Raw genomic sequence first — 21,329 nt, 5'->3', positions numbered from 1 at the left:
GGGGGGTGTCGGCGGAGATGCCCGTGTGGATGGCGTTCCACAGGTCGCGGGCGAGCGGGGCGTCGGCGAACTTGCGGTCGTCGATGACGCCCTTCTGGTCGTTCCAGGCGTCAACGCTGCGGGCGATGGATTCGAGCACGCCGGCAAGGTGCGGCCGGGCCGCCTCGTAGGCTTGCCAATGCGGCAGCAGGTCGGGCCGGGCGGTGGGCGGAGGCGGCAGGGACGGGGCCGCCTTGCAGAGGTCCTTGCGGTAGGAGTCCGCGGACAGGAGGGCCGGGTTGGGCAAGCGCAGCTGGTTGTTCCAGTCGTTCGTGTGGGATGGCACACGGCGCCGGAGCCCGCCGGGGTGGTCGGCGAGGAGGGCGGCCCAGCCGGTGGCCTGCGTGTTGCCGCCGCGGTCACGGTCGGTGGCCAGCTCGATGACGGCGGTCGGGTGACGGCGGGCCAGGGCGACGATGTGTTCGGCGGCGAAATGGGTGCCCCACTCGCCATCGAGCCTCGCGTTGCTGTTGCCGCCCGTCGAGAGGTAGAGCGCGTCGTCGGGGCAGCCGTCGGCCTGAGCGGCGGAGACGGCGTCAACGCCCGTCTCGGTGAGAACGATGCGGGTGATGGCGGTGTTTGGGTCGCCGAAGACGGCGAGAGCCTTGCCGCCCGGGCCGGTGGTGAACTTGTTGAAGCCGCCGTCGCCCTTGCGCTCGAAACCGGTGATGGATCCGTCGACGGCCGTGTGCTTGAAGGCGACGAACTGGCCGCGCGGGTCGAAGCGGATGGTATCGGCGTAGGTGTTCTGGGTGCTGCGGGCGATGCCGCGGCGTTCCAGCAGGTTGCCGGCGGAGGTTGCGGCGGGGGGTGGCAAGCTTCGGCCAGCCTTCAGCGGCGTGGGTGTGGGTGTCGGCGACGGCGTCGCGGTGGGCGGCTTCGGCTTGGAGGCGCTCGGCGTCACGGCGCTCGGTGCGCTCCTGGCGGATGCGCTCGCGTTCCTGGCGCTGCTCCTCGGTCAACGGCGTCTGGTTGGCGAGCGGCTCGGCACCGGGCAGGTATTCGCGCAAGGCCAGCCATGCGTCGATGTAGCCGCGGCCCTTGGTCTCCCAGCCGAGATACTCCGAGCACCAGGAGAGGATGTTGCCGCGGCGTGATCCGTCTTTGCTCGTCCAGAGCCAGCCCTTGGATTTCTGGATGATGCTGACCGTGTTGACCGGGTCGAGGTTGTCCTTCGGCCCCGAGGTCCAGAAGCAGTTGACCTTCGGGCTGTTGGTCGAAACGGGCACCCAGCCGTTGTCCTTCAGCAGGTCGCGGAAATCGACCTCGCCGGACAGGATGTCGTCCATTTCGCGGCGGACCTGCGCGCTGTCGTACCGGTGACGCCCGACGCCGTTCACCGGGGTGTAGGTTCGAAAGCCGCGACGGTTGCGGGGAGCGATGACGGGATTATCGTCGCGCGGCATGGGGCCTCCAGGGCGGAGATGGGGGATGCGGGCCGCAAACAGGTGGCGGGCAACGCGGGAGATGGACGCGCGGCCAGAGACCGCGGTGCGAACAGAGTTTAACGGCTCGCTGACAAGTTGCCAATTCGGAAGAGCAACTGACGGGAACGCGGGGGTGGCGGAGGTGGGAGCAGGCGCGGAGGCGTGGGGCGTGGGGAGTGCGGGCAGGGAAACGGGCTCAGGCGAGGGCCAGGGGCGCTGCAGGATGAGGGGCAGGGTCGATGGGTGGAAGGGGGTGTCGTGGAGCGTCGTCGAGGGCGCGCCAGGGGCGCGCGGACCGTTGCTTCGCTCCGGGAGGGTGAGGCCGAGCGGTACGGCGGGGGAGGAGACGAGCGCTTCGCTTGGCGTCGACTGGTGGGATGCCGCGGACGAAGGGGCTTCGGTGCGTGAGCGTTCGCAGAGCGTGGCGGCAATGGCTTGGGCCGGATCCGGGTTGGCGCCGGTTGGGAGGGACAGCGGGGCGCGATCGGCACGTGTGGATGCCTTGGCCGGGAACAGCGGGAGATGTGGCGGCGGAGGGGACCGCATGGGGGGAGGGATGTCGTAGCGGTCGAGCCACTCTTGAGTCGGGGCGTCGAGGGCGTCGGGGTCGAAAACCGGAGCGTCGGAATCATCGGGAAGCGGAGCGGTGTGGGCGTTGGTCATCTCCTGGATCACGGCGGCAAGGTCTTCGTCGGAGAGCGCCAGCCATTCGATGTCCTTGTGCCGGAAGTAGTCTTCCGGGCGGATGGTCTGAATCTTGGCTTTCCAGGTCGGGTCAAAGGCGTCGAGGACGGCGGACTGCATTTGGCCGCGGGCGATGAACCGGCTGAGACTGCGGAGCCGGTCGCGTTCGCCGAACGTGGCATGGAGCTTCTGACGGAGCGGCAACTCGGCGGCGAGGAAATTGTTTTCGGTCTGAACGGACGCGAAAAGCTTGGTGAGGCTCTTGCCACGCGACATGGCGACGTAAACGCTGTTCGATTTCTGCGATGAGTCGATCTGCGCGAAGGCGGCGGCGGTCGTCATGCCCTGCGCGGAGAAGGCCGTGACGGCGTAGGAGTGCTCGATGAACGCGCGGCCCGAGGACTCGTCCGCATAATCCGCCGTATCGAAGGTGATGGTGCGCGTGCCGTCGCCGCTGCCCAGTTGCACGGTCAGCACGGCGTGGCCGTTCCTCGCGGATGGCGTGATGTGTGTGACGCAGCCGATGGTACCGTTCACGACGTCAAGGGCGGCGTTGCGTTCGGTGAAGAGGATCTGTTCGCCGATGGCGATGGGCAGGTCTACGTCCAGGTGGCGGTGCCCGATGCGTTGGCGCGCCTGGGTCTTGATGATGGTGTCGGACGGACCGAGCAGGCCACGTTCGCGGAGGTGATTGCGCATCAGCGCGTTTTGGGTGCGGACGGCTTCGTTGGATTTCGCGATGACGACGGCGAACTTGCGGCTCCGGGCGGGGGTGGACAGGATGTCGTCGGCGTCGGGAATGGCGGCCATGTAAGCCTTCCACGCCTCAACGGCGGCGACGAGGGCGTCTTCCGGGGTTTCAAGCCAGACGAGGTGGCCGCGGGCGGCGTAGGCTTGCAGAGCCTTCATGGCGCCGGCCGGGTCGCCGGGCGCGTAACTAACGTCCGTGGCCGCCTGGCGGGCCCAGATCTGGCCGGCGTCGCGGACGGTGGTGTGGTGGACGTCGAGGTCGACCATCTTCCGGCGCTGCTGCGGCGACATGGCTGCGGCGCGGGCTTCGGCATCGGGTCGGGTGAAGCCGTAGACGTGCACGAGGACGTCGGCCGCGGTGACGAACTCCGTGGGCATAGTGGCCCAATCCTCGGCCTTGGCGATGGCGTCGGCTTCGGCGGCGTTGTAGTCGCGGTCGAACGGGCTGGACAGGAGGGCGGCCCGTTCGTTCGGCGTCATGCCATCGATGCGCTTGAAAGCGTCGGGCCACGAGAGGCCAAAGACGTGGTGCAAGACGTCCTCGGCTTTGGACCGGGCGGAGTCCGCGCGTCTGGCCCAGGCACGGGCGGCGGCCTTCGCGGCGGAGGCGCGTGGTGGCGACGGGGTGGTGGACCCGGCCTCGGCGGCGCGCGCCTCGGCGGTGCGGCGGTCATGGCCTTCGAGCCAGCGGAGTTCGTCGGCGTGGGTGACGGGAGAGGAGTCGTCCTCCGCCCACGCGAGCACGGCGGCGCGCACCGCGGTGTCGTGTCCGTTGAGGAGCGCGTCGACCTCTTCGATCGTGAGGAGCGAGGCGCGCTTTTCCGCGATTTGCCAGGGAAGGCCGTGCAGGTAGTGGTAGACCATCGCGGGGGAGATCGTGGCGGCGGAGTCGGCAGCCCAAGCGAGTGCGTTAGCGCGCGCGGCCTCGCTCAGGGGCCCTCGGACCAGTGAGGCCAGGGCTCTTTGGTTATCCCGCAGCGAGGCAGCGGCCTTGACAGCATCCAGCGGGGGCAGGTTCTCGCCCCAGATCAGGACGTCTTCGGGCGAGAGTTTGTAGTGCGGATCGCGGAAGCGGGCACGGATCTCCTCGCGCAGGACGTGGGTAGCGCCCTTCACCAAAATGCGCTGTTGTTCCGTCGATAGGCCATGGACACGGATAATGGCTTCTTCGCGGGAGATGCCGTCGCGGTGGACGATGATGTCATCGGCCTGGGGCCGCATGCGCTGAGTACGCTCCAGGCGGAAGCTGCCGACAGCGGAGGCGACGATGTCGAGGGCAGGGCCGGCACCGACGCTTCGCTGCTGGGCGCGGTCGCCCGTCAAAATGACCTTGGCGCCAGCGTCGGTGAAAGGCTTCAGGAGATCGTAGAGGTCGCGGTCACCCAGCTGGCCCGCTTCGTCCACGAGGAGGACGGTGCGCTCGTCGATGGTCTCCTTGCCCAGGCCGATGTCCGCGATCCACTTGGCGGCGGCGCGGGCATCCTCGTCGGCGAGGTCGGCGTCCTTGATCATGGCTTTCGCAGTAAGCCACTTCGCCGAGCATCCGATGACGCGGTAGGGGACGCCGAGCGCGGGCCCGAGGATGTCACGGTAGAGCGCGGTTATCTGCTTCAAAGTCACCGATTTGCCGGCACCGGCCGCACCTTCGAGCGAAGCGACAAGGCCTGCCCTGGTGGTGGCGTGGCGAAGCGCGTGCTCCTGCTCCTCGGTCGGAGCGAGATCCGGCTCCTCGCCGGGCGATGGGGCTTCCGCGGCTTTGCGGTGGAGATCCTTGATGAAGGCTTCGACGGCGTGACTCGGGATGACGTGGCGGGTGTCATGCCGATGGCGGTCGCAGGCCTGCCAAATGCCGCGTTCCGCTCGGATGAGGTCGGGGGCTGTGTAAAGGCGGCGTCCAGCGTTGTCGGTCAGGGTGGAGGGGAGGGCGACCAGCTTGCCGGAGGCGATCTTGTCCTCGACGAAGGCGTCGAAACGGGCGTCGTCCCAGGACAGAAGGTCGTCCGGGAGAGGGATGGGATCGATCAAGGTGGCAACAATGCGCTCTACGTCGTCGGCGCCGCGGCCGTGTTCGGCGCAGATGGCGGCCACGGCCCGGTGGACGTCACTCAGCTCGAGGGTAGCCTCCGTTTCCGTGATGTCTTTTGCCAACGTCTTGAGACGGTCGTCGAAGGCGAGGTCCCGGAGGTGTTCCTCCTCCGCGCTGAAGGGGTGGTTGAAGCAGGCCAGCACCTCGGTGGCGGTGAAGCCGAGTTCAAGAGCTTCACGGGCCCAGCGGTCGAACCGGGTCTGCGCGCTTTCCGCGTCCTCGACGGCAGGCTTGGCCTCACGGGACAGGCGGGTGATGGCGGCGGCAAGTTCGGGGGCTTCGGCAGAGGTCAGTCCGTAGGCTTTGAGCGTTTCATTGACGAGCGTCCGGCGGCGGGAGAAGCGTGCGAGGACGTCGTCGGGCACGCCGATCACTTCAAACTCGCCGTTCCGGCCAACGGTGCGGATCCGGCACCCAAGGCTTTCTTCGAGCAGCCGCGCCAGTTCGGCGTGGTGCGTAGCGCCGAGGGCCATCTTCCAGTCCATGATGACCTGAGCGTGGATCGCGTACCATTCGCCGCGATCGTCCTGTCCGAGGTTCATCAGCACGCAGTGCTGGTGCAGGTTCATATCGGACAGGAGTTCGCCCTTCCCATTGTCCATCGGGCGCGCGTCGCCGTGCTGGAAGATGGCGCCGAATAGACGGGTCGGCTGAATGTCCGTGCCGTTTCGGCCACGCCGAATAAACGCGGTGTGGGCCTGCGCGGTCTGGAGGGTGCGGCGGACGGCATCGTCGACGAGGCGTTCGACGCGGTGCCGCATTTGGCTGTCACTGATCGCCCAGAGGACGGAAACGGACTTCGGGACGGAGAAGGTGAGGTCGTAGGAGCTGACGCGCTTCTTGCGCGGATCCTTCGGCGGGCGGCCGATGACGTTGGTGCCGGGATCCGGGTTGGTCGGATCAATGCCGGTCATGAGCGTGCGGAAGACCTCGTTGTCGATCTGGGCGCCGTCTTTGAGCCCGAATTGGCCGTCCGGCATGTACCAGCGGCCGATGGGCTCGCTGCCGCCCGTGTAGTAGTCGGCCTGGTGACCCAGGTAATAGTCGGCGTCGCCGTCGGTGCCGATGGAAAGGACCATGGGGAGGGACTCGGGAGGTGGGGGCGAGGCTCGGGGCGGAGGCGCCATGGCGCCGGGCCGCCGCTGCGCGTCGGTGAGGATCACCGAGGTGGATGCGGCGGCGGGGCGATGGGAGGGGCGGAATGCTCAGCGGAGAGGCTGGTGGCGGCTGTTGGGAGCGGGACGGTGAGGATTGTTTGTACCAGTGCGTCGACGAGGCCGTTCAGGTAGGTCGCGGCGTCCTCGATCTTCTGAAGGGCGGAGACGGAGAGGGCGTTGGCGTCGAGGGCTTGCTGCTGCGCGGCGGATGTCGAGCTTATGGCGTCGATCAGGGTGCCACGGACGACAGCGACCTCGGCGGCGATGGTCCGGGCGTCGCGGGCTGTGCCCTGCTGGACGTCCGTCAGCCGTTGCAGGAACGCGACCATGCCGTCGTGACTCTTCTGGAGGGCAATGAAGACGTCCCGCATGGCTTCGAGGGAGTCGGCCATACGGGTGAGGTCGGCGGTCAGGGCACTTTCGCGCGCGGCAAGTGCGCGGTGCGCAGTATCGAGCGTGAAATGGTCGGCGAGGAGGCGGCGCACGGTGTCCATGGGTGTGTCGCCGTCGCGGGAGGCCGCGCGGAGGAAGTCCGCGTCGGGGCCGGTCAGACGACCGTCGAGGCGGATAAATGTGCCGGTGGCCCTGGCCCATGGAATCGACACGGCAGCGGATGGCGCTTCGGTGGTCGGCGTCGGCACAGAAACGGCGGCTGGGTGCACATCCGAAGCGGTGGCGGGCGCGGCGGGGAGGCCGGTGCGTTTGCGAGTGGGGGCCATAGCCTGAACATCCGAGGTTTGACACCGGCTCCGCCGCCGGTTTTCGAATGACGAGCATAGCCGACCGGCCGTGCGGCTGTAAATGCCGACGGCGGGAGCGCATAAGGTATTGAAAATTCAAGGATACAGGCGGGGATGGCTATCAGATCCGGAGTTTCCGTGCATATTGATGCACAGGTGTGTTGACCAATGCCGTAGGCCGCCACCTTCCGCTGCCTGTCCGCTGCCGCACAACTCCGAGTAGCCAACGCGCCGCCGAAACGGTGCCTGCCCAGCTGCTGCGCGCTGCCCGTGAGCCGTGACCGTGACCGTGCTGAGCGAGCCCCTTCCGCTGCTGATGCGTTCTCCGCGCTGCGTGCCCTGATCGACTGGCGCTGCCACTGGCTTGCTGTGCCGCGGACGAGCGAGCGCTGCCGATGCGTTGCCTGCCCAGCTGCTGCGCGCTGCTCGTGCGCCGAGACCAGGCCGAGCGCGCGTTGGCGCTGACGCGCTGAGAATCGCGCGCTTCCGAGTGAGCGCCGCCGCGACCTGACGTGCCGTGACTGCGCGTCTGTGCTGGCTGGCTGTGAAGAAGGCGATCTGCGATCTGGCGACGCTGCGAAGATGCAGGCTGATCAAAGCGTTGACGCGCGCTGTGGAGACGCTGGCGCCTCTGCTTCTCTGCCCCCTCTGACATGCTGTGCAGCGTGCTGAGATGCCGCGGAAGTGAACTGTCCATGGCGTCGTGCTGGAGCCAGGCCGAGGTTGTTCGCTGTCGAGGCGCTGCGCGTGCCCGTGCCCTGATGATCTGGACGAAGGCGTTGATCTGGCTGCGTATGCGCGTGGCTGGCTGGATGGTGATGGCGGTCGCTGTCCAGGCGCTGGTGGTCGTGCTGGGAGCGCGGCGTGGCGTCGTGAGGTGTGGTGGCGTGGCTGGCGCTGGGCTGGAGGCTTGACGTGGGCGTCCAAACGCGGTGCCGAAGGCGCCGCGCGCGGGCGATTCTTGGGGTGGGGTTGGTGCACGCGGGGGTGGAGGAAGTGTGGCGTGGGGCTGGTGGCGGCGTGGATGATTGGCGAGACTGGAGCCGAGGTGGGCCGCCGAGCGACGGAGCGCAGCATCAGAGCGGCAACGCAGCAGCACCATTACCGCAACGGGCGCGGCGGAGAGTGGCACGAGAGCGGCAACAGGGGCAGGCAGGGCGCAACAGACGCGGCACCAAGGCGGCGCGGAGGGCGACAGAAGCGCAGCACCAGAGGGCGCAACGGCGTGACAGGGAGTGGCAACGGCGCAGCAACACACGCTGCGCGGGCGAGCGGCAACAGGACGAAAAATGGTTGCAGCGGGTGGGCGGGTGGCGTAGTGCTTAAAACGAATGACGGGATCAAGAGACGCCGCAGACTGGACGTCGCTGGGTGTCAAAAACTCTGGAAGTGGTGGGGCAGGCATGGCGGAGCGGGGCGAAGACGAGGACTTTGTCGAGCGCTATATCGCCTGTTCGAGGCTGCACACGCCGCAGCCAAAGAGGCGTGCTGGCGCCGTTCATGGCGACGACACGGACGCTGCGCGGATGAGCAAACTCTTCGATGTCATCAAGAAGCAGCGCGAAGAGGCGGGCTGGTGTTGGGCGGACGTCATCGCGATGCTGGAGCAGTCGCGCGTACATCGCAAAAGCGGGAAGGCGTGGACGCTCAACTATGTGCGCAAGCTGTACCAGCGGGAGGTCGATCGTCGGATTGGACGCGGATCGTGGCGCGCGATCAAAAAGGGGCGGGAGGCTGGCGATGGTGCTGGTGGACTGAATGGGGCCTGGGGCGGATCCCCTGGGGGTACGGGTGGCGTCGGCGGGACGGGGGCGGACGCGGGACGGGCGGCGGAAGGGGGTGGCGCGGCCGTGGCGGCGAGCCCTGGGGGTACGGGCTTGGGGGCTGGGCGGGATGGCGGGGAGTTGGCGGGTGGGGAGGTGGCGCGCGCGGAGCGCGCGCCGGCGGGTATGAGAGGGGAGATCGGTGGGGGAGGGGATCGGGGGGTGGCGTTGCGGCCGGTTGAGGAGCGCATGTCGCTGCGGCCGAGGCCGAGGACCCAGCGTGGTGTGAACGAACGGGAAGCGGCGCTGGGCAATGGTGGGCAGGAGGCGTCGCCGTTGCCGGAGCCGAAACGGTCAGAGAAGCCGCGGCGGGAATGGACGGTCATGGACGATTTCGAGTTTTGGGGCGCCTCGCCGTCGGGCGGGGTGCTTCGTGGACCGCCGCCGGATTGGGATGGCGAGTCCGTCTGGGACCCGGACACGAAGGCGTGGAAACCGCCTGACGGGATCGTGTTGCTCAACTGAAACCATGAAGGAGTGATGACGTCATGACTGCGACGACTGGGATGAACACGGCCGATGCGAAAGCGGCGGCGGGGACGGCGGCGAGTGGTGAGGGCGGCGGGAAGGCCGCTACGGGTAAGGACGGGGCGGGCAAGGAGGTGGTGACGCTGCGGCATGGGATCGTGGCGAACCGGGTGGGGGGCGTGGGCAAGACGACCACGACCATGCTTCTCGCCGATGCGCTGCGCGGTGCCGAGGTGTTCGCGAAGGCGAAGCCGGCCGTGCGGGGGAAGCCGGCGGTGCAGCAGTTCGAGGAGCAGCTGCGGGCGGTGGCCGTGCCGAGCGTCAGTCTGCTCGACGTAGACGTCCAGCCGGGTGGTGATCGGAACGGGTCGAACCTGGCGCGGCGCTTCGACAAGGTGATGCCGTTCGAGTTGGCGCCGACGGCCAGCGATCTCGCGCAGGACCCGACGCTCGCCTACAGCCACTTCGACAACTTGGGCGCCACGCTGCTGCAGCGGCGGTGCCTCGTGGACTTCGGGGCGAACGTCATCGATCCGTTCCTGGAATGGGCGGCCATGGGCGAGGTCGGGATCGACTGGGCGCGGCGGGGAATCGGGATCGACTTCCTCGTGCCGACGACGGCCGATGACCGCGCCCTGACCGCGACGGCCGATGCCATCGAGGCGATGCGGAAGCTGTGCGCCCCGCATGGCGTCGACCTGCGCTGCTTCGTCGTGCTGAACTGGCGGGACGGGCCGTTCACCAAATACGAGCACAGCGAGCACTGGCGAAAGGTGCTGGCTCTGGGCGAGACGACGGCGTCCAAGACGATCCACGTGAAGAAGTGCACGTCCGAACTCTGGCAACTCATGGATCAAGCGCGTCTGACGCCCGTCAAGCTGCTCGCCATGACGGAGGACGAGATCGCGGAGACCTGGCCGACGCTGTCCACCGTGGCCATGCGGCGTGGTTACAACCAGATGCTAGCGTGGTACCGCGAGGTCGTGGACGAGATGATCGACAGCGGTCTGCTGCGTGGCGGGGTGCCGAGGATCCCGGAGCGGGACGCGGCAGGGTAAGGCGGCGATCTGCGGCGGCGCTGCCCGGGCGGCGTGCTTGGGTGGTGATGGCGGCGGGGGCTTGGAGCGATCCAGGCCCCCGTTGCTTTTTGCGGCGAGGAGAGGGGGCGTGCGTGGGAGCAAAGGCGCGCCGGAGGCGCGCCCGGCGTGGGGCGCCGGGGGCTTTGAGAAGGTGCCGAAGGCATGAAAGGCAGCGCCTTTCAAGTCGAGAAGGCCACCCGAGGCTTGCGAGGGTGGCTGGCCGAGGGGGTGAGGGGTCGGCGGGGGTGGAGGGAGAAGCAAAAAGCCCGGCGCTGGGGCCGGGCTTGGGGAGGAGGCGGGAGGGTGGAGGTGGATGGTCAGGACGGGTAGGCGTCGGGGGCGTCTTCGAGGTTGGGGTCGATCAGGGTGGCGGCGCGCGGGGCGGCGGAAGGCGGCGGCGTGGTGGGCGCGGTCGGAAGGGGGAGGGCGAAGTGGGTGGCGAGGGGGGTGAGGTCGAGGGTGGCGGATTCGATGGCGTTGCCGCTGCCCTTGCGGTGGCAGGAGAGCCAGAAGCTGTCCGGGCCGATGTTGAGGCTCACGAGTTCGACGGTGGCTTCGATCTGGTCGTCCTCATCGTCCAGCCAGAGGGCGCCAGAGTAGGCGCGTTCGATGCGCAGCAGGGTGTGGGTGCGGGCGATGGCGGCCAAGTTGAGGATGGTCTGGGCGGTCGCGCGGTCAATGGCGAATTCGACGACGTCGGGGGCGCCGTTCGCTCCTCCGCCGCTGCAGGGGAGGGTGTAGTGTTTTAGGCGCGATTGGACGTCCATCATGGCCTCGATCTGGGTCAACGCGTCCGCCGCGGAAACAGCGTCGGCGGGAGTGATGATGACGGTGTCGGGGGTGGGGTGCAGCATGGTGGCGAGGCTCCTGGGGACTGGGGATCGATGGCTTTGAACCGCGCTTCCGGGTGACCGGCGGGGCTGGAGCGGTGGGGGACTGGATCAGGTGCAGTGGGGGCTGCGCGTCCATTCGTCCATGGTCATGCTCCGTGCCGCGGCGGCGGCCTTGAGGCCATTGATGAGGAGGTCGTGCGGGGAATTGGCGTCAGTCGGGCTGGTGAATTCGCGGCCCCAGTTCGCGAGTGCTTCGAGGGCGCGCACGACAGCCGCCAGACCCTGCGGGCCGAGGCTTTCCGCCATGGTGGTGGCGTCGATCCCGAGGGCGCGGCCCGCACCGTCGAAAGCCGTGTAGCTGGCGGCGAGAAGGCGGGCGGTGTGTGGGGCTTCGGCCTGCAGAGAGGCCGTGTCCGTGCTGCAGTCAGCGATGAAGACGTCCACAGCACTGGAAGCGATGCTGGTCTCCTCAGCGACGAACAGCGGGCCGAGGGTCTGCTGGTTGATGGCGGTGAGGGTGGTTGGTTGGGTGGCGATCTGCATCTCCTGGTTCCAGTGCGCTTCGCCGACGCGATACTTCTCGTCATTGAAGCGGGCGAGTTCGGTGGCGGAGACGCAGGTGATGCCACCGGGGACGCGGACGTCCACCATGCCGGCAAGCTGGCCGTCGCCGATCGTGGTGACGGTGCCGTCGTAGCCGTTGCAGATGACCGTCTGGCCGACGGTGAAGTTGGTGCTCATGGTGGCCTCCGTAGTCTTGATGGTTTGATTGTAGCGGATGGCGGGCGGCGCGGGGCGGCGGCGCGGGTGGGCGGTATGCAGGTGGGACAGAGGTGAAAACGAAACCGTGCCCTGGTGGACGCTGGCGCTGTGCGGCGGTGGGTGCCGTGGCGGGGGATGGAGGGATTAGGCATACCCGGCGCGGGCGTTGCGGAACCAGCGGAGGGCCATGCTCCAGTTGTAGCGGTGGGAGATGGACTTGCGGTCGATGACGGAGAAATGGCCGGCGGTGCCGATGGCGAGGAGGGCGGCCTTCAGGGTGGCGGCGGTGGGGATGGAGACGTGCCAGAGACCGGTGCGGTCGCGGTAGACGACGCGATCGTCTCGGCCGTGCTTCGCGAGGTGGCGTGCCCGGGCGAAGGCGTCGGCGTTGGTGAGGAAGGTTTCGTCCAGCTGACGGTGGCGGCGTTGGGAGGAGGTGGAGGTCATGGGGGTGGAGTCCTGGTGGGGGTAGGATGGGATGTGACGGGGCAACTGGATCAGGCGGCGAAGAGGTCGAACGGCTGGGCCGGCGGCGTGACCGGTGCGGCGCCGGGCGGCAGCGGGTTCAAGGCGGCTTTGATGGCGGCTTCGTGGGAGTCGTAGACCTTGGGGCCGAGGGTGCGGGGGAGGCCGGCGAAGCAACCGTCGTTGTGGTTGTAGGTCGGCCAGTGGCGGGCAGGGTGCCAGATGGTGTCACCAATGCGGCGGTACTCGTAAGCGGTCACGCGGCAGGGAACCTGGGTCCAGGTGCCGTTCACGAGTTCAAGCGTGGTGCTGGGCGTCACGATCAGGCGCCACTCGTGCTTGCCAATCAGGGCGACGGGGGTGGCGTAGAGGACGTCAGCAGTGGTGGTCATGGCCGGAGCTTTCAGTGTGGGTGGTGGGGGGAGTTTAGCGGGTTCGGGCGGCGCTGCGCCGGCGGGCGGGTGGGCGGCATGCGTTGGGGTCAGTCCAAGGCGTCGAAAGCGGAAAGCCTTGGCCGCGCCGAAGGCGTGGGCTGCTACGCGGCGGTGGGGACCGAGGGGTGGAAGGATGCGGGGGGAGGCATCCGTCCTGGTGGCGGAGGAGGTGGTCAGGCGATGGCCAGGGTGAGGACGGCGTTGTCGGCGAGGACGAATTCCTTGAGGTGGGAGACGAGGTGGGAGAGGGTGTCGTCGTCGCGGAAGCGGCCGGAGATCGGGGAGACCTTCTTGCCGTCGCGGATGCAGGGGGTGACGCAACCGGTGGCCGGGGAGCGGCGGAGGATCAAGGGGAACTCGGCGTCGTCCAGGCGGATCGTGCCGACGGTGCGGGAGGTTTGGCCGGCGAGGGCGCCGCGGCAGGTCGTCTCGGCCTGGGCGGCGGGTTGGGTGACGGGCGTGGTGGTCGCGGTGGCCTGCGGGACGGGGACGGTCCAGGCGGCGAACAGCGTGCGGGCGGCGTCCTCGGATTGGAAACGGCGGCCGTGGATGGCGCCGTCGTTGGCGGTGAAGCGCACGCCGTAGTAGCCGTTGGTCCAGCGCAACATGGAGCCGGCGATTTCCCAGCCGGGGGAGGACCAGAGCAGGGTGACGGTGCTGCGGATCGCGGGCTGGTCGGAGTGCTTGGACGCGAGGGTTTCGACGATGGCCATGTCCTCGCGGCGGGCGTCGCGGTATTCGCAGAGCAGCACCTTGCCGGCCGGGATGTCGCGGGGAGCGGGGTGGTTCATGGCGGCGGTCCTTCGTGGGGTGAATGGTGACTGGTGATGGGGGCAGTGTAGCGGGTTGAGGAAGATCTGGGGCGGCGGCGGGAGGTGGGCGGCATGCAGTGGCGACGGGTCGGGTGGTTGGGCCTGGCTAGGAGCGTGAGGCTTCGAGGTGCAACGGGGTGCCCCTGATCGCAACCCATCCGGCGTGAACCTGAGCCAGAGGGATAGGGCTGAGCGCGTTGTCGGCTATATACGCCGTCAGGCCGCGCAGCATCGACCGGGCGCCTTCGTAGTGAGAGCGGCCGAGGAACTGGTCGTTGACCTGCGGGGATGGCGGGCGGCGTCCCTCGGTGTTGGGCGTCTGGCCGAGGAAGCAATCGCGCTTGAAGCGCTCGACGCTTGCCCGGCCAAGGTGATCGACCCGGGCCAGCAGCCAAAGACCGTCTGCCCGCACCACTTTGATGTCGGCCTTGGATTGCTCGCCCGTGAGGTCGAGGTCGATGTATTCTACTTCCCAACCGGCGGTGCGCATGACGGACGCAAGCCGCGCGATAGACGGCGGTGTTTCGTGCGGGATGATGCACGGGCAGGGTGGTTCCTGGCGGCTGTCCTCTGGATGGTCGCTGGTGTTAAAGGCAGTGTCGAGGGTCGGAAGAGGGCCGGCGGCGGCGGCGGGGCTAGGCGGCATGATGTGGCGGCAGGGGGGAAGAGGTCAGCGGCGGAGTGCGATCCACCGCTCGCCGAAGGGCTGTTCCGCGCCGTCCAGGATGGCCAGAACAACGCGCTCCGGAAAAGAAAACCGGGCCTTTTTCGCGTCGAACAGGAAATGGTCGCCATCGCGGCGAACAAACACGAGGCGTTCGTCGGTGCGACTGTTCATCCCTTTGCAAAGGCGTATGTCAGCCTTGGCAATGCGATACGTGATGTCGGTCGGCGACTGGGCCTTCGTTACCATTTCGCACTCGACAGCGGTGGTCGCCGTGCCTGGGGTTGACGATGGCTGGGGGTCCATGAAGAAGAAGGAGGACTGCTGGGCGGGCGTCAGGTGGGTCAGCATCGCGGGGCCTCGGGGCGGGGTGGGCGTTTTCTTGATGGGCCTAGTTTAGCGGCCAGGAAGGATAGCTGGGGGCGGGGCTGGCCGGGCAGCATGCCGCGATGGCAAGGCTTGGAAACGGGGCCACACCCGAGTGGGCGTGGGCGCTGCGCGCGGGCCGTCGCTGCGCTTGGCCTGGGGGTGGCCGAGGTGGATGGGGGGAGGTCAGGTGGGTTGGGCTTCGACGCGATAGGTGAGGTTGGGTTGGGCGTCGCTGCGCGGTTGCTCGGCGTCGATGGTGTCGGGGAGGAAGCGGCGGGCGTCGAGGTCGGGACCGTTGTTGATGCCGTACTCGATGCACTCGGTCACCCGGTCGGGGGCGATGCCGCGGGCCAGGGTCCAGCCGGTCGCGAGATGGGAGCCGATGTTGACCATGCCTTCGACGGCGGTCATGGGGACGGAAAGGGTCTCGCCCTTGCGTGGGCCGGCAATCCAGTCGATGCGGCAGACGACGCGAATGGTGTCGAGCTTGCCCACGAGCTTGTCGTCGGTGTGGTCGACCGGGCCGGTGTCGTCGCCGTCGAAGGTGAGGTCGCACAGGCCGGCGGCGAGGCTGTCGCGCCAAACGCCGTCCAGGTGGAACAGGGGCCAGCCGTCGGGGGTGGTGAAGCGGGGGATGGTGGTGTGCGTCTGCATGGGTTCGCCTGGGGTGTCTGGGGTGGTGACTGAGGGGAGTCTACTGTTCTTGGGCGGCGCTGGGGCGGCGGTGGAGAGGCGGCGGCATGCGAATGGTGAAGGGGTGAGGTGGCAGGCCCCGGACAGCAGAAAGCCCGGCGCTGGGCCGGGCTGCTGGGAGGGGTTATTTCGGCGGGCAGGGACCAAGTGATGCCAACGTCAAAAGCAGAAGGCCATCTGTGACGCCTCACAAGGGGTTTGCGGTACCAGCGGGAGAACCGGCAGATCGTTGTCACTGTCGGCGACGTCCATGTTCAACGTCCGACCGTCAACGATCTCGTCCAGAAATCGACGTTTGCCGCCGGCGGGCATCATCATTGTCTGATCAATTTCGCGTTCCATACGGACATACCGCTCATAGAGCGCAGGCTTGAGACTGGCTGCAGTCTTCAGATCGCGCTGCGAACTCATAACGCAAAAGCAGCAAGACAGGCGGGACATCCCAGCAGTGTATGCCCAATGGGGCTTCTGACCAGCGGCGGCAATCCCTGCAAACACCTCCTCAGTCGTCAATTCATGAATTGGAAGCCAATCGTACCACGCGCGTCCGGCAATGCTGTTCCGTTCATTGCGACGAAACGGAATCTGCTTGGCGCGTCCGGGGCTTTCCTCGGCCCGAATGCCGGTGCAGTTCAACACCAAGCCACCAAAGCGGGGGTTGGCCTTGAGGTGGCGGCGGATTTCGCGCTCGATCGGGCCGCGTTTGAGGTCGGAGGTGCACTGACGGGTGGTTGGCGAAGGCCACATTTGCCGATGCTTCACCATCTCAAAGAAGGTCTTCCCCGCCTGGGTCCAGATCAGCGCGGTGTTACCTATTGTGGACTTGATGTGCTCATCAATGCCCTCCCAATCGACCTCCGGAAGGTGCGCGTGGATCACGAGCAATTGCTCGTGGGGGACGATGTCGCGCAGCATCAAATACATACGCTGGCTGTCCTTCCCGCCGCTATGGTTACAGACAACCAAAGCCCCGCGCACAATGAAGGCCTTAGCAGCCTCCAGCGGGTCAGTCATAGCGGTGCTGGTCGAAGCATTGAAAAGGTCCATCAGCGTGCCTCCAGTTAGCGAGCAACTCCGTGCCTTACCCGCCGCCGTTTATCGTGATGGACATATTGTAGCGATTGGAGAGGGTTACGGATGGCGGGCGTGGTGGGGCGGCATGCGCTGAGAACAGGGTGCCTTGGTGGGTGGGCGCGCTTCACGCTGGAAAGCCCGTAGGGCGGAAACGAGCGAGGTTAGGGGGAAGACGAAACCCCGCATCGGTTCATCGCGCGGGGTTTGGTGTGGGGTCAGGCGGCAAGCGGGAGGCGCTCGGTGTTGTCCATGCCGGAGGACATGATCTCGCCGGCAAGTTCGAAGACGTAGCGGTCGGTGATCTGGTCGTATTCCAGTTCGCCGTCGGCCACCAGCTGGCGGAGTTCCTCCTGGGCCTGCGCGATGGCGGCGTCCCACGGTGACAGGCGCGGGGCCGGGGGTTCGAGGGCGAGGCTGCCCTGGAAGGTGAAGGCGGGCTTGGCAAGGCGTTCCTGCTGGCGGGCGAGCCAGTCCGTCATCGTGTCGGCGCAGAAGGCGTCGGTCTTGGAGATGCCGGCCTTCAGGGCGTCCCAGCGGGCGGCGGTGCCCCATGCCTGACTGTCGACCGACGCCACCCGGGGGTGCTGGCGCACCGCTTCGGCGGCTTGGGACTTGAGGCCGAACAGGTGCAGGCGCACGTTGGGCGGCAGGATGGCGTCCAGGACCGAGAGGACGTGCAGGACGCCGTTGGGGCCGTGGACGGCGCGCCTGCACATAGATCCAACTCCAAGAAGGGAGTAATCCGAAAGCCAGGGCATACCTTCGACGCAGGCGGCGTAATCGCGCGCTTCCCAGCCCTGAATGACAGGCGCGAAGTTGTGGTGGATGCCGCGCTCGATGGCGCGGTTGCGGCACAGGACATTGAGGCGGATCGTCGAGGCGATGCGGTCAAGCACGACGGCGCGGTTGGCGGCGATCTCCGGCTCAACACAGTGGTCCATCGAGAACCACCTCACGAACGGGTAGGAAGCAGCTAGGTGGAGGTAGGCATCTACTCCCCATTCGAAGCCACCATAAATGGAGGCTGCCACGAACCCTGCACTATCGAGGTATACGGCGCGCAGGCCTTTCGCGTTGTTGAGAGGCTTGGTGTTGAAGCCGGTCCAGCGGCGCAGGCCTTCGGCGTCGGTCGTCCATGTGGAGAAGCAGTTGGCGCTGACCAGGACGGGAACGTCGAGGTCGCGGGCGCGGGACAGCACGGCGCCTTTGCGGAGGTTCGGCAGGCCGAGGATCATTTCGACGGTGGGCATGGCGGGTGTCCGGTTGGGGCGTCGTGATGGGCCTAGTGGGTCACTTGACCTGCTGATCGCCATTGCTGGAGGACGGTCGGGCGCGGCCGGGGCAATGGCCGGCGGGTGCAAGCGCCGGAACCGCCCAGAGCATGCTGGCGTTGGCGACGACGGTGGCGGCGATCGGACCGTCGCCCGCCCCAAACGAAGGGCGTCGGTGCTGCGTTCCAGCCCTGCGCGGCGGCTTCGAGCGCGGCGATGATCGCGTCCGGTGTCGTCGGGTGTTGCCCGGCCAGCCCCCGTCGCTTGAGAATGCGCTGCACGCTCTCGGTCATGTTCAGCCAGGAACCACCCAGCGGCGTGTACAGCGGCATGATGCCGTGATCGAACAGCCAGCACACGAAGCTTGGCGTCTTGTGGCCGGTCAGATTGTCCATGACCAGGAGCAGGCGCAGGGGCGGCAACGCGGCACTCAGGGTGATGGGCTGCGACAGCCCCTCTTGCCACCGCTCCCAGCAGGCCCGGTTTGCCGCAACGCTGACCGGCTCCGGTGGGGCGGGCCGTGCCGCCAGGATGGCGCACAATTCCGCTTTCAGCCATCCGTGCAGGACCGGATTGCGGCAGGAGGTGACGCCCTGAACACGCACCGCTCCGCTGGCCGGATGGAACAGCGTCAGCAGCTTGGCCGTGCCATTGCGCACGTGCTCGTGCGGGTAGCGCGCCGGGTGCCCGGCCGGGCCCCAGTGCTGCCCGGGATGGGGGATCGTCTGGAAGGGGCCGGCTTCGTCCTCGCCCCACACCGCCAGACCGAGCCGCTCGCCCTGAGTGTAGGCGGTCTCGATCAGCTTTTTTTGGGTTCCGCGTCGGGGTCGGTCACCTCGACCGTGCCGGCCTTGCGTTTGCGCAGGACCCGGCCGGTGGCGCACCAGCTGCGGTCGCGTTGCCAGCTCAGCCCCGCATCGTGCAGCACCCGCCAGATCGTGAAGGTGCTCACGTGCGGCAAGCCGTCCGGGGCGCGCCGCAGCGCCCGCTGCAACGTGGTGAGCGACCACGTGGCCGTACCGTCCAGCACCCGATTGGGTGGCCGCTTGGCTTCGCTCAGGATGCGCGCCTGCTCGGGCCGGGTGTAGACGGGAGGGGGCCCGCCCGCGTGCCGCGGCTCCACGGCCGCCAGCCCCTCGCGATTGAAGCGGCTGACCAGGTGGGCCACGGCATCACCGGAGCAGCGCCCGGCTCCGCGCGCCGCCGCGGTGTACGACTGGCCGGCGGCGACGGCGAGCACCGCCTTGGCCCGGGCGACATGGGCCGCGGGCTCGGAATGGGACCGGCTGATCCGCGTCAGCCAATGCTGCTCTTCGGCCGTGAGCGGACGCAGCGGATCAATCTGACGGCGGGACATGAGAGCCTCCCAACACGACTTCATGATCAACAGCCCGCGATCCAGCATGTGACGGGGCAGCGGCCGCCAGGAATGGCTATGCCCGCGGCAAATGACCCACTAGAGCAATTGCTGAAGGCCCCACCGTGCTGGGACAGGCCAGACCGATGATCCTGACGAACTGGGTGTGGCTCCGCACGGGGATTGACCGGCGCGTGCTCGGCTGGAACGCCGAGCGGGCAGCCTGGGACGTGTCCGGCCCGCTCGCCGCGGTCGCGTCCAGCCAACCGGGAACGCCGCCCTCGTGGGCCACAACGGTCGGTCATCGGGCGGTGCACTTGTCCGAGCCGGCCGTTGCGCTCACCGATGACATGCTGGACGCCATCGATCGCTTTCGCTCCGGCCATCCGTGCGGCACCGCCCAGGCCGCCGGGGCGATCTCTGTCCGTGTCTGGCGGCCGCAGCCGCCGAGGTCTGTCGCCGCAGCGCGGTGCCTCGCGTGACCTGCACCGAAGGAGCGTTGTCGCGCATGGCGCCTCTGGCGCATAGTCCGCCGCCCTGTTGCGAGGTGGTGCTGTGTTCATGCTCAGCGAAGACGATGCCGACGTGATTCGGCGGACTTATGAGGCGCGTGGCGAATGGGCAGCGGTCGTGGAACTGCGGCGGCTCTACAAGGGTGTCAAGGACAACGCCGACGCGTTGCGCTTGGTGCGCACCATCGTCGCGCAGCCGAGGGGCGGCTAAGGTCCTCCGGCGGCCAGCGGAGGGCGGCATGACGCTGAGCGTTGTCTGCCGGGACTGCGCGGCGGCCCTGCCAGCGGGCAACGAGCGCTGTCCGAAATGCGGCAGCCGCCGGCTGTTTGCTCACCCGGAACTGCACGAGCTGACCATCGGGCACATCGACTGCGACAGCTTCGGCGGATTCAAGCGGTCGTCGCAACAGCCTCTTCCCGTCCTCCCTTATCGATGGATTGGAGCAGTTCGTCCAGCGCCTCGGCTGGAGTTTTCCAGCCAAGGGCTTTGCGGGGTCTGGTGTTCAGGGCAAGTGCGATGGCCGCCAGGGTGTCGGCGTCATGCACGGCGAGGTCGGTGCCCTTGGGGAAGTACTGACGCAGCAGCCCATTGGTGTTCTCGTTCGTGCCGCGCTGCCACGGACTGCGCGGATCGCAGAAGTAGACGCAAAGCCCGGTGTCGATCCGGATATGGGCGTGTTGGGCCATCTCCGCCCCCTGATCCCAAGTCAGCGACCGGCGGAGCTGTGCGGGCAAGGTTGCGATCGTGCGCGCGATGGCGTCGCGGACGGCCTCGGCACCATGGCCGGCAAGCGCCGGCCCATTCTTGACCCGTGGTCCACTGGCGTGCCCCGGCATCGGGGGCAGATGCAGCAGCATCGTGAACCGTGTCGTCCGTTCCACCAAGGTGCCGATCGCCGAGCCGCCCAGGCCGATGATGAGATCGCCCTCCCAGTGTCCCGGCACCGCCCGATCCGCCACCTCCGTCGGGCGTTGGCTGATCATGATCTCCGGCGTGATGAAGGATTTGCCCCGTTTGCGGGTCCGCGCCATCGGAACGCGCAGGGTCCGTCCGGTCCGCAGGCAGGCGGTAAGCTCGCGACGCAATGCTCCTCGGCCTTGAATGAACAGCGCCTGATAAATGGCCTCATGGCTGATGCGCATCGTCGGGTCCTCCGGAAAATCGAGCCGCAGGCGTCGGGCGATCTGTTCGGGGCTCCACGCCTTGGCCCACCGCCGGTCCTGCCGACGCCCATGGCGGCGAGCTTTCCAGGTCACGGCCGGCCCAGGGATCGCCACGCCGTCCGGGGCAACCACCGCGCCGGCCAGACGCTCTTGCACGTAGTCGCGCAGGACTGGATTGACTACGAGCTTGGCCGGTTTGGGCCGGCGCGCCGAACGGTCGGCGTGCCACTGCGCGGTCGTCGCCCGATACTCCAACCCGCCCGAGCGGGTGGCGGCATTGCGCCGCAGTTCCCGGGAAATGGTCGAGGCCGCTCGCCCCAGCTGGCGAGCGATCTCCCGCACGCCGAGCCCCTGGGCACGCCGCAACGCGATCTCCTCCCGCTCCGCAAACTGCAAGTACCGTCCCGACGGCGGCTTCGCCGATGACGCAAACTTCGCTGGTGGCATACCCCCGGCCTCTCGGAACCACCGTGTTCCCACCACGGGCGACACGCTTGCCAGAGATGCCGCATCCTCGCTCGCTTGTCCCGTCGCGATCGCCGCCCAGAACCGCCGACAATCCTCCCGCCGTGCCGAAGGGGGCCGGCCGGGTGACCGCTGAGGAGCCCGCCCAGATCGATCCGATCGCCGCTTCCGTGTCTTCATCGCAACCTCCTGCATCAGGCT

At 67.8% G+C, this 21,329-nt stretch carries 19 protein-coding genes; 4 read left to right on the top strand and 15 right to left on the bottom strand.

Annotated features, from left to right (window positions below; all coding sequences use genetic code 11):
- Positions 1–575 precede the first annotated feature (575 nt).
- Both mobF and M2351_RS26635 read right to left on the bottom strand, forming a co-directional pair.
- Positions 576–6,065 (bottom strand): MobF family relaxase, encoded by a 5,490-nt coding sequence (gene mobF, locus M2351_RS26640; protein WP_264659068.1) that lies wholly within the window; start codon positions 6,063–6,065, stop codon positions 576–578.
- 80 nt (positions 6,066–6,145) lie between these two features.
- Positions 6,146–6,862: a hypothetical protein gene (locus M2351_RS26635; RefSeq protein WP_264659067.1), complete on the bottom strand. Its 717-nt coding sequence runs from the start codon at positions 6,860–6,862 to the stop codon at positions 6,146–6,148.
- 1,547 nt (positions 6,863–8,409) lie between these two features.
- On the opposite strand from M2351_RS26635, the gene M2351_RS26630 reads away from it, so the two are divergent.
- Positions 8,410–9,171, top strand: coding sequence for a hypothetical protein (locus tag M2351_RS26630; protein WP_264659066.1), 762 nt, complete (start codon positions 8,410–8,412; stop codon positions 9,169–9,171).
- Between the two features lie 23 nt (positions 9,172–9,194).
- The gene (locus M2351_RS26625) at positions 9,195–10,232 is read left to right on the top strand and encodes a hypothetical protein (protein ID WP_264659065.1); all 1,038 of its coding nucleotides are present in this window, start codon (positions 9,195–9,197) and stop codon (positions 10,230–10,232) included.
- Between the two features lie 338 nt (positions 10,233–10,570).
- On the opposite strand, the gene M2351_RS26620 is transcribed toward M2351_RS26625, so the two are convergent.
- The 12 genes from M2351_RS26620 to M2351_RS26565 form a co-directional block, all read right to left on the bottom strand.
- The gene (locus tag M2351_RS26620) at positions 10,571–11,107 is read right to left on the bottom strand and encodes a hypothetical protein (RefSeq protein WP_264659064.1); all 537 of its coding nucleotides are present in this window, start codon (positions 11,105–11,107) and stop codon (positions 10,571–10,573) included.
- Between the two features lie 87 nt (positions 11,108–11,194).
- Positions 11,195–11,827 (bottom strand): hypothetical protein, encoded by a 633-nt coding sequence (locus M2351_RS26615; RefSeq protein WP_264659063.1) that lies wholly within the window; start codon positions 11,825–11,827, stop codon positions 11,195–11,197.
- 165 nt (positions 11,828–11,992) lie between these two features.
- Positions 11,993–12,295 carry a hypothetical protein gene (locus M2351_RS26610; RefSeq protein ID WP_264659062.1) on the bottom strand — a complete coding sequence of 101 codons (303 nt, stop codon included), beginning with the start codon at positions 12,293–12,295 and terminating at the stop codon, positions 11,993–11,995.
- Between the two features lie 50 nt (positions 12,296–12,345).
- Positions 12,346–12,705 (bottom strand): hypothetical protein, encoded by a 360-nt coding sequence (locus tag M2351_RS26605; protein WP_264659061.1) that lies wholly within the window; start codon positions 12,703–12,705, stop codon positions 12,346–12,348.
- A 215-nt stretch (positions 12,706–12,920) separates the two neighbouring features.
- Complete coding sequence (locus M2351_RS26600) at positions 12,921–13,538, bottom strand: hypothetical protein (RefSeq protein ID WP_264659060.1); 618 nt, start codon at positions 13,536–13,538, stop codon at positions 12,921–12,923.
- A gap of 127 nt (positions 13,539–13,665) precedes the next feature.
- The gene (locus M2351_RS26595; protein ID WP_264659059.1) at positions 13,666–14,049 is read right to left on the bottom strand and encodes a hypothetical protein; all 384 of its coding nucleotides are present in this window, start codon (positions 14,047–14,049) and stop codon (positions 13,666–13,668) included.
- A 180-nt stretch (positions 14,050–14,229) separates the two neighbouring features.
- Positions 14,230–14,574 (bottom strand): hypothetical protein, encoded by a 345-nt coding sequence (locus tag M2351_RS26590; RefSeq protein WP_264659058.1) that lies wholly within the window; start codon positions 14,572–14,574, stop codon positions 14,230–14,232.
- Positions 14,575–14,775: 201 nt separating this feature from the next.
- Complete coding sequence (locus tag M2351_RS26585; RefSeq protein WP_264659057.1) at positions 14,776–15,246, bottom strand: hypothetical protein; 471 nt, start codon at positions 15,244–15,246, stop codon at positions 14,776–14,778.
- Between the two features lie 198 nt (positions 15,247–15,444).
- A complete protein-coding gene (locus M2351_RS26580; protein ID WP_264659056.1) occupies positions 15,445–16,332 on the bottom strand; it encodes a phosphoadenosine phosphosulfate reductase domain-containing protein in 888 nt (295 codons plus the stop codon).
- A 242-nt stretch (positions 16,333–16,574) separates the two neighbouring features.
- On the bottom strand, positions 16,575–17,609 hold the full coding sequence (locus M2351_RS26575; protein WP_264659055.1) for a deazapurine DNA modification protein DpdA family protein: 1,035 nt from the start codon (positions 17,607–17,609) through the stop codon (positions 16,575–16,577).
- A gap of 32 nt (positions 17,610–17,641) precedes the next feature.
- The gene (locus M2351_RS26570; protein ID WP_406567441.1) at positions 17,642–18,289 is read right to left on the bottom strand and encodes a transposase; all 648 of its coding nucleotides are present in this window, start codon (positions 18,287–18,289) and stop codon (positions 17,642–17,644) included.
- 140 nt (positions 18,290–18,429) lie between these two features.
- Entirely contained in the window at positions 18,430–18,987 is a 558-nt protein-coding gene (locus M2351_RS26565; RefSeq protein WP_264658903.1) for a helix-turn-helix domain-containing protein, read from the bottom strand.
- Between the two features lie 146 nt (positions 18,988–19,133).
- Between M2351_RS26565 and M2351_RS26560 the strand changes: the two genes are divergently transcribed.
- A complete protein-coding gene (locus tag M2351_RS26560; protein ID WP_264659054.1) occupies positions 19,134–19,469 on the top strand; it encodes a hypothetical protein in 336 nt (111 codons plus the stop codon).
- Positions 19,470–19,548: 79 nt separating this feature from the next.
- Positions 19,549–19,710: a hypothetical protein gene (locus M2351_RS26555; RefSeq protein ID WP_264659053.1), complete on the top strand. Its 162-nt coding sequence runs from the start codon at positions 19,549–19,551 to the stop codon at positions 19,708–19,710.
- 179 nt (positions 19,711–19,889) lie between these two features.
- On the opposite strand, the gene M2351_RS26550 is transcribed toward M2351_RS26555, so the two are convergent.
- On the bottom strand, positions 19,890–21,308 hold the full coding sequence (locus M2351_RS26550) for an IS30 family transposase (protein ID WP_264658931.1): 1,419 nt from the start codon (positions 21,306–21,308) through the stop codon (positions 19,890–19,892).
- Positions 21,309–21,329: the final 21 nt, after the last annotated feature.

It is taken from the genome of Azospirillum canadense, from assembly GCF_025961225.1.
Lineage (GTDB): Bacteria > Pseudomonadota > Alphaproteobacteria > Azospirillales > Azospirillaceae > Azospirillum > Azospirillum canadense.
The sequence above is the reverse complement of the archived record's forward strand: the minus strand, read 5'-3'. Positions and strand labels throughout refer to the sequence as shown.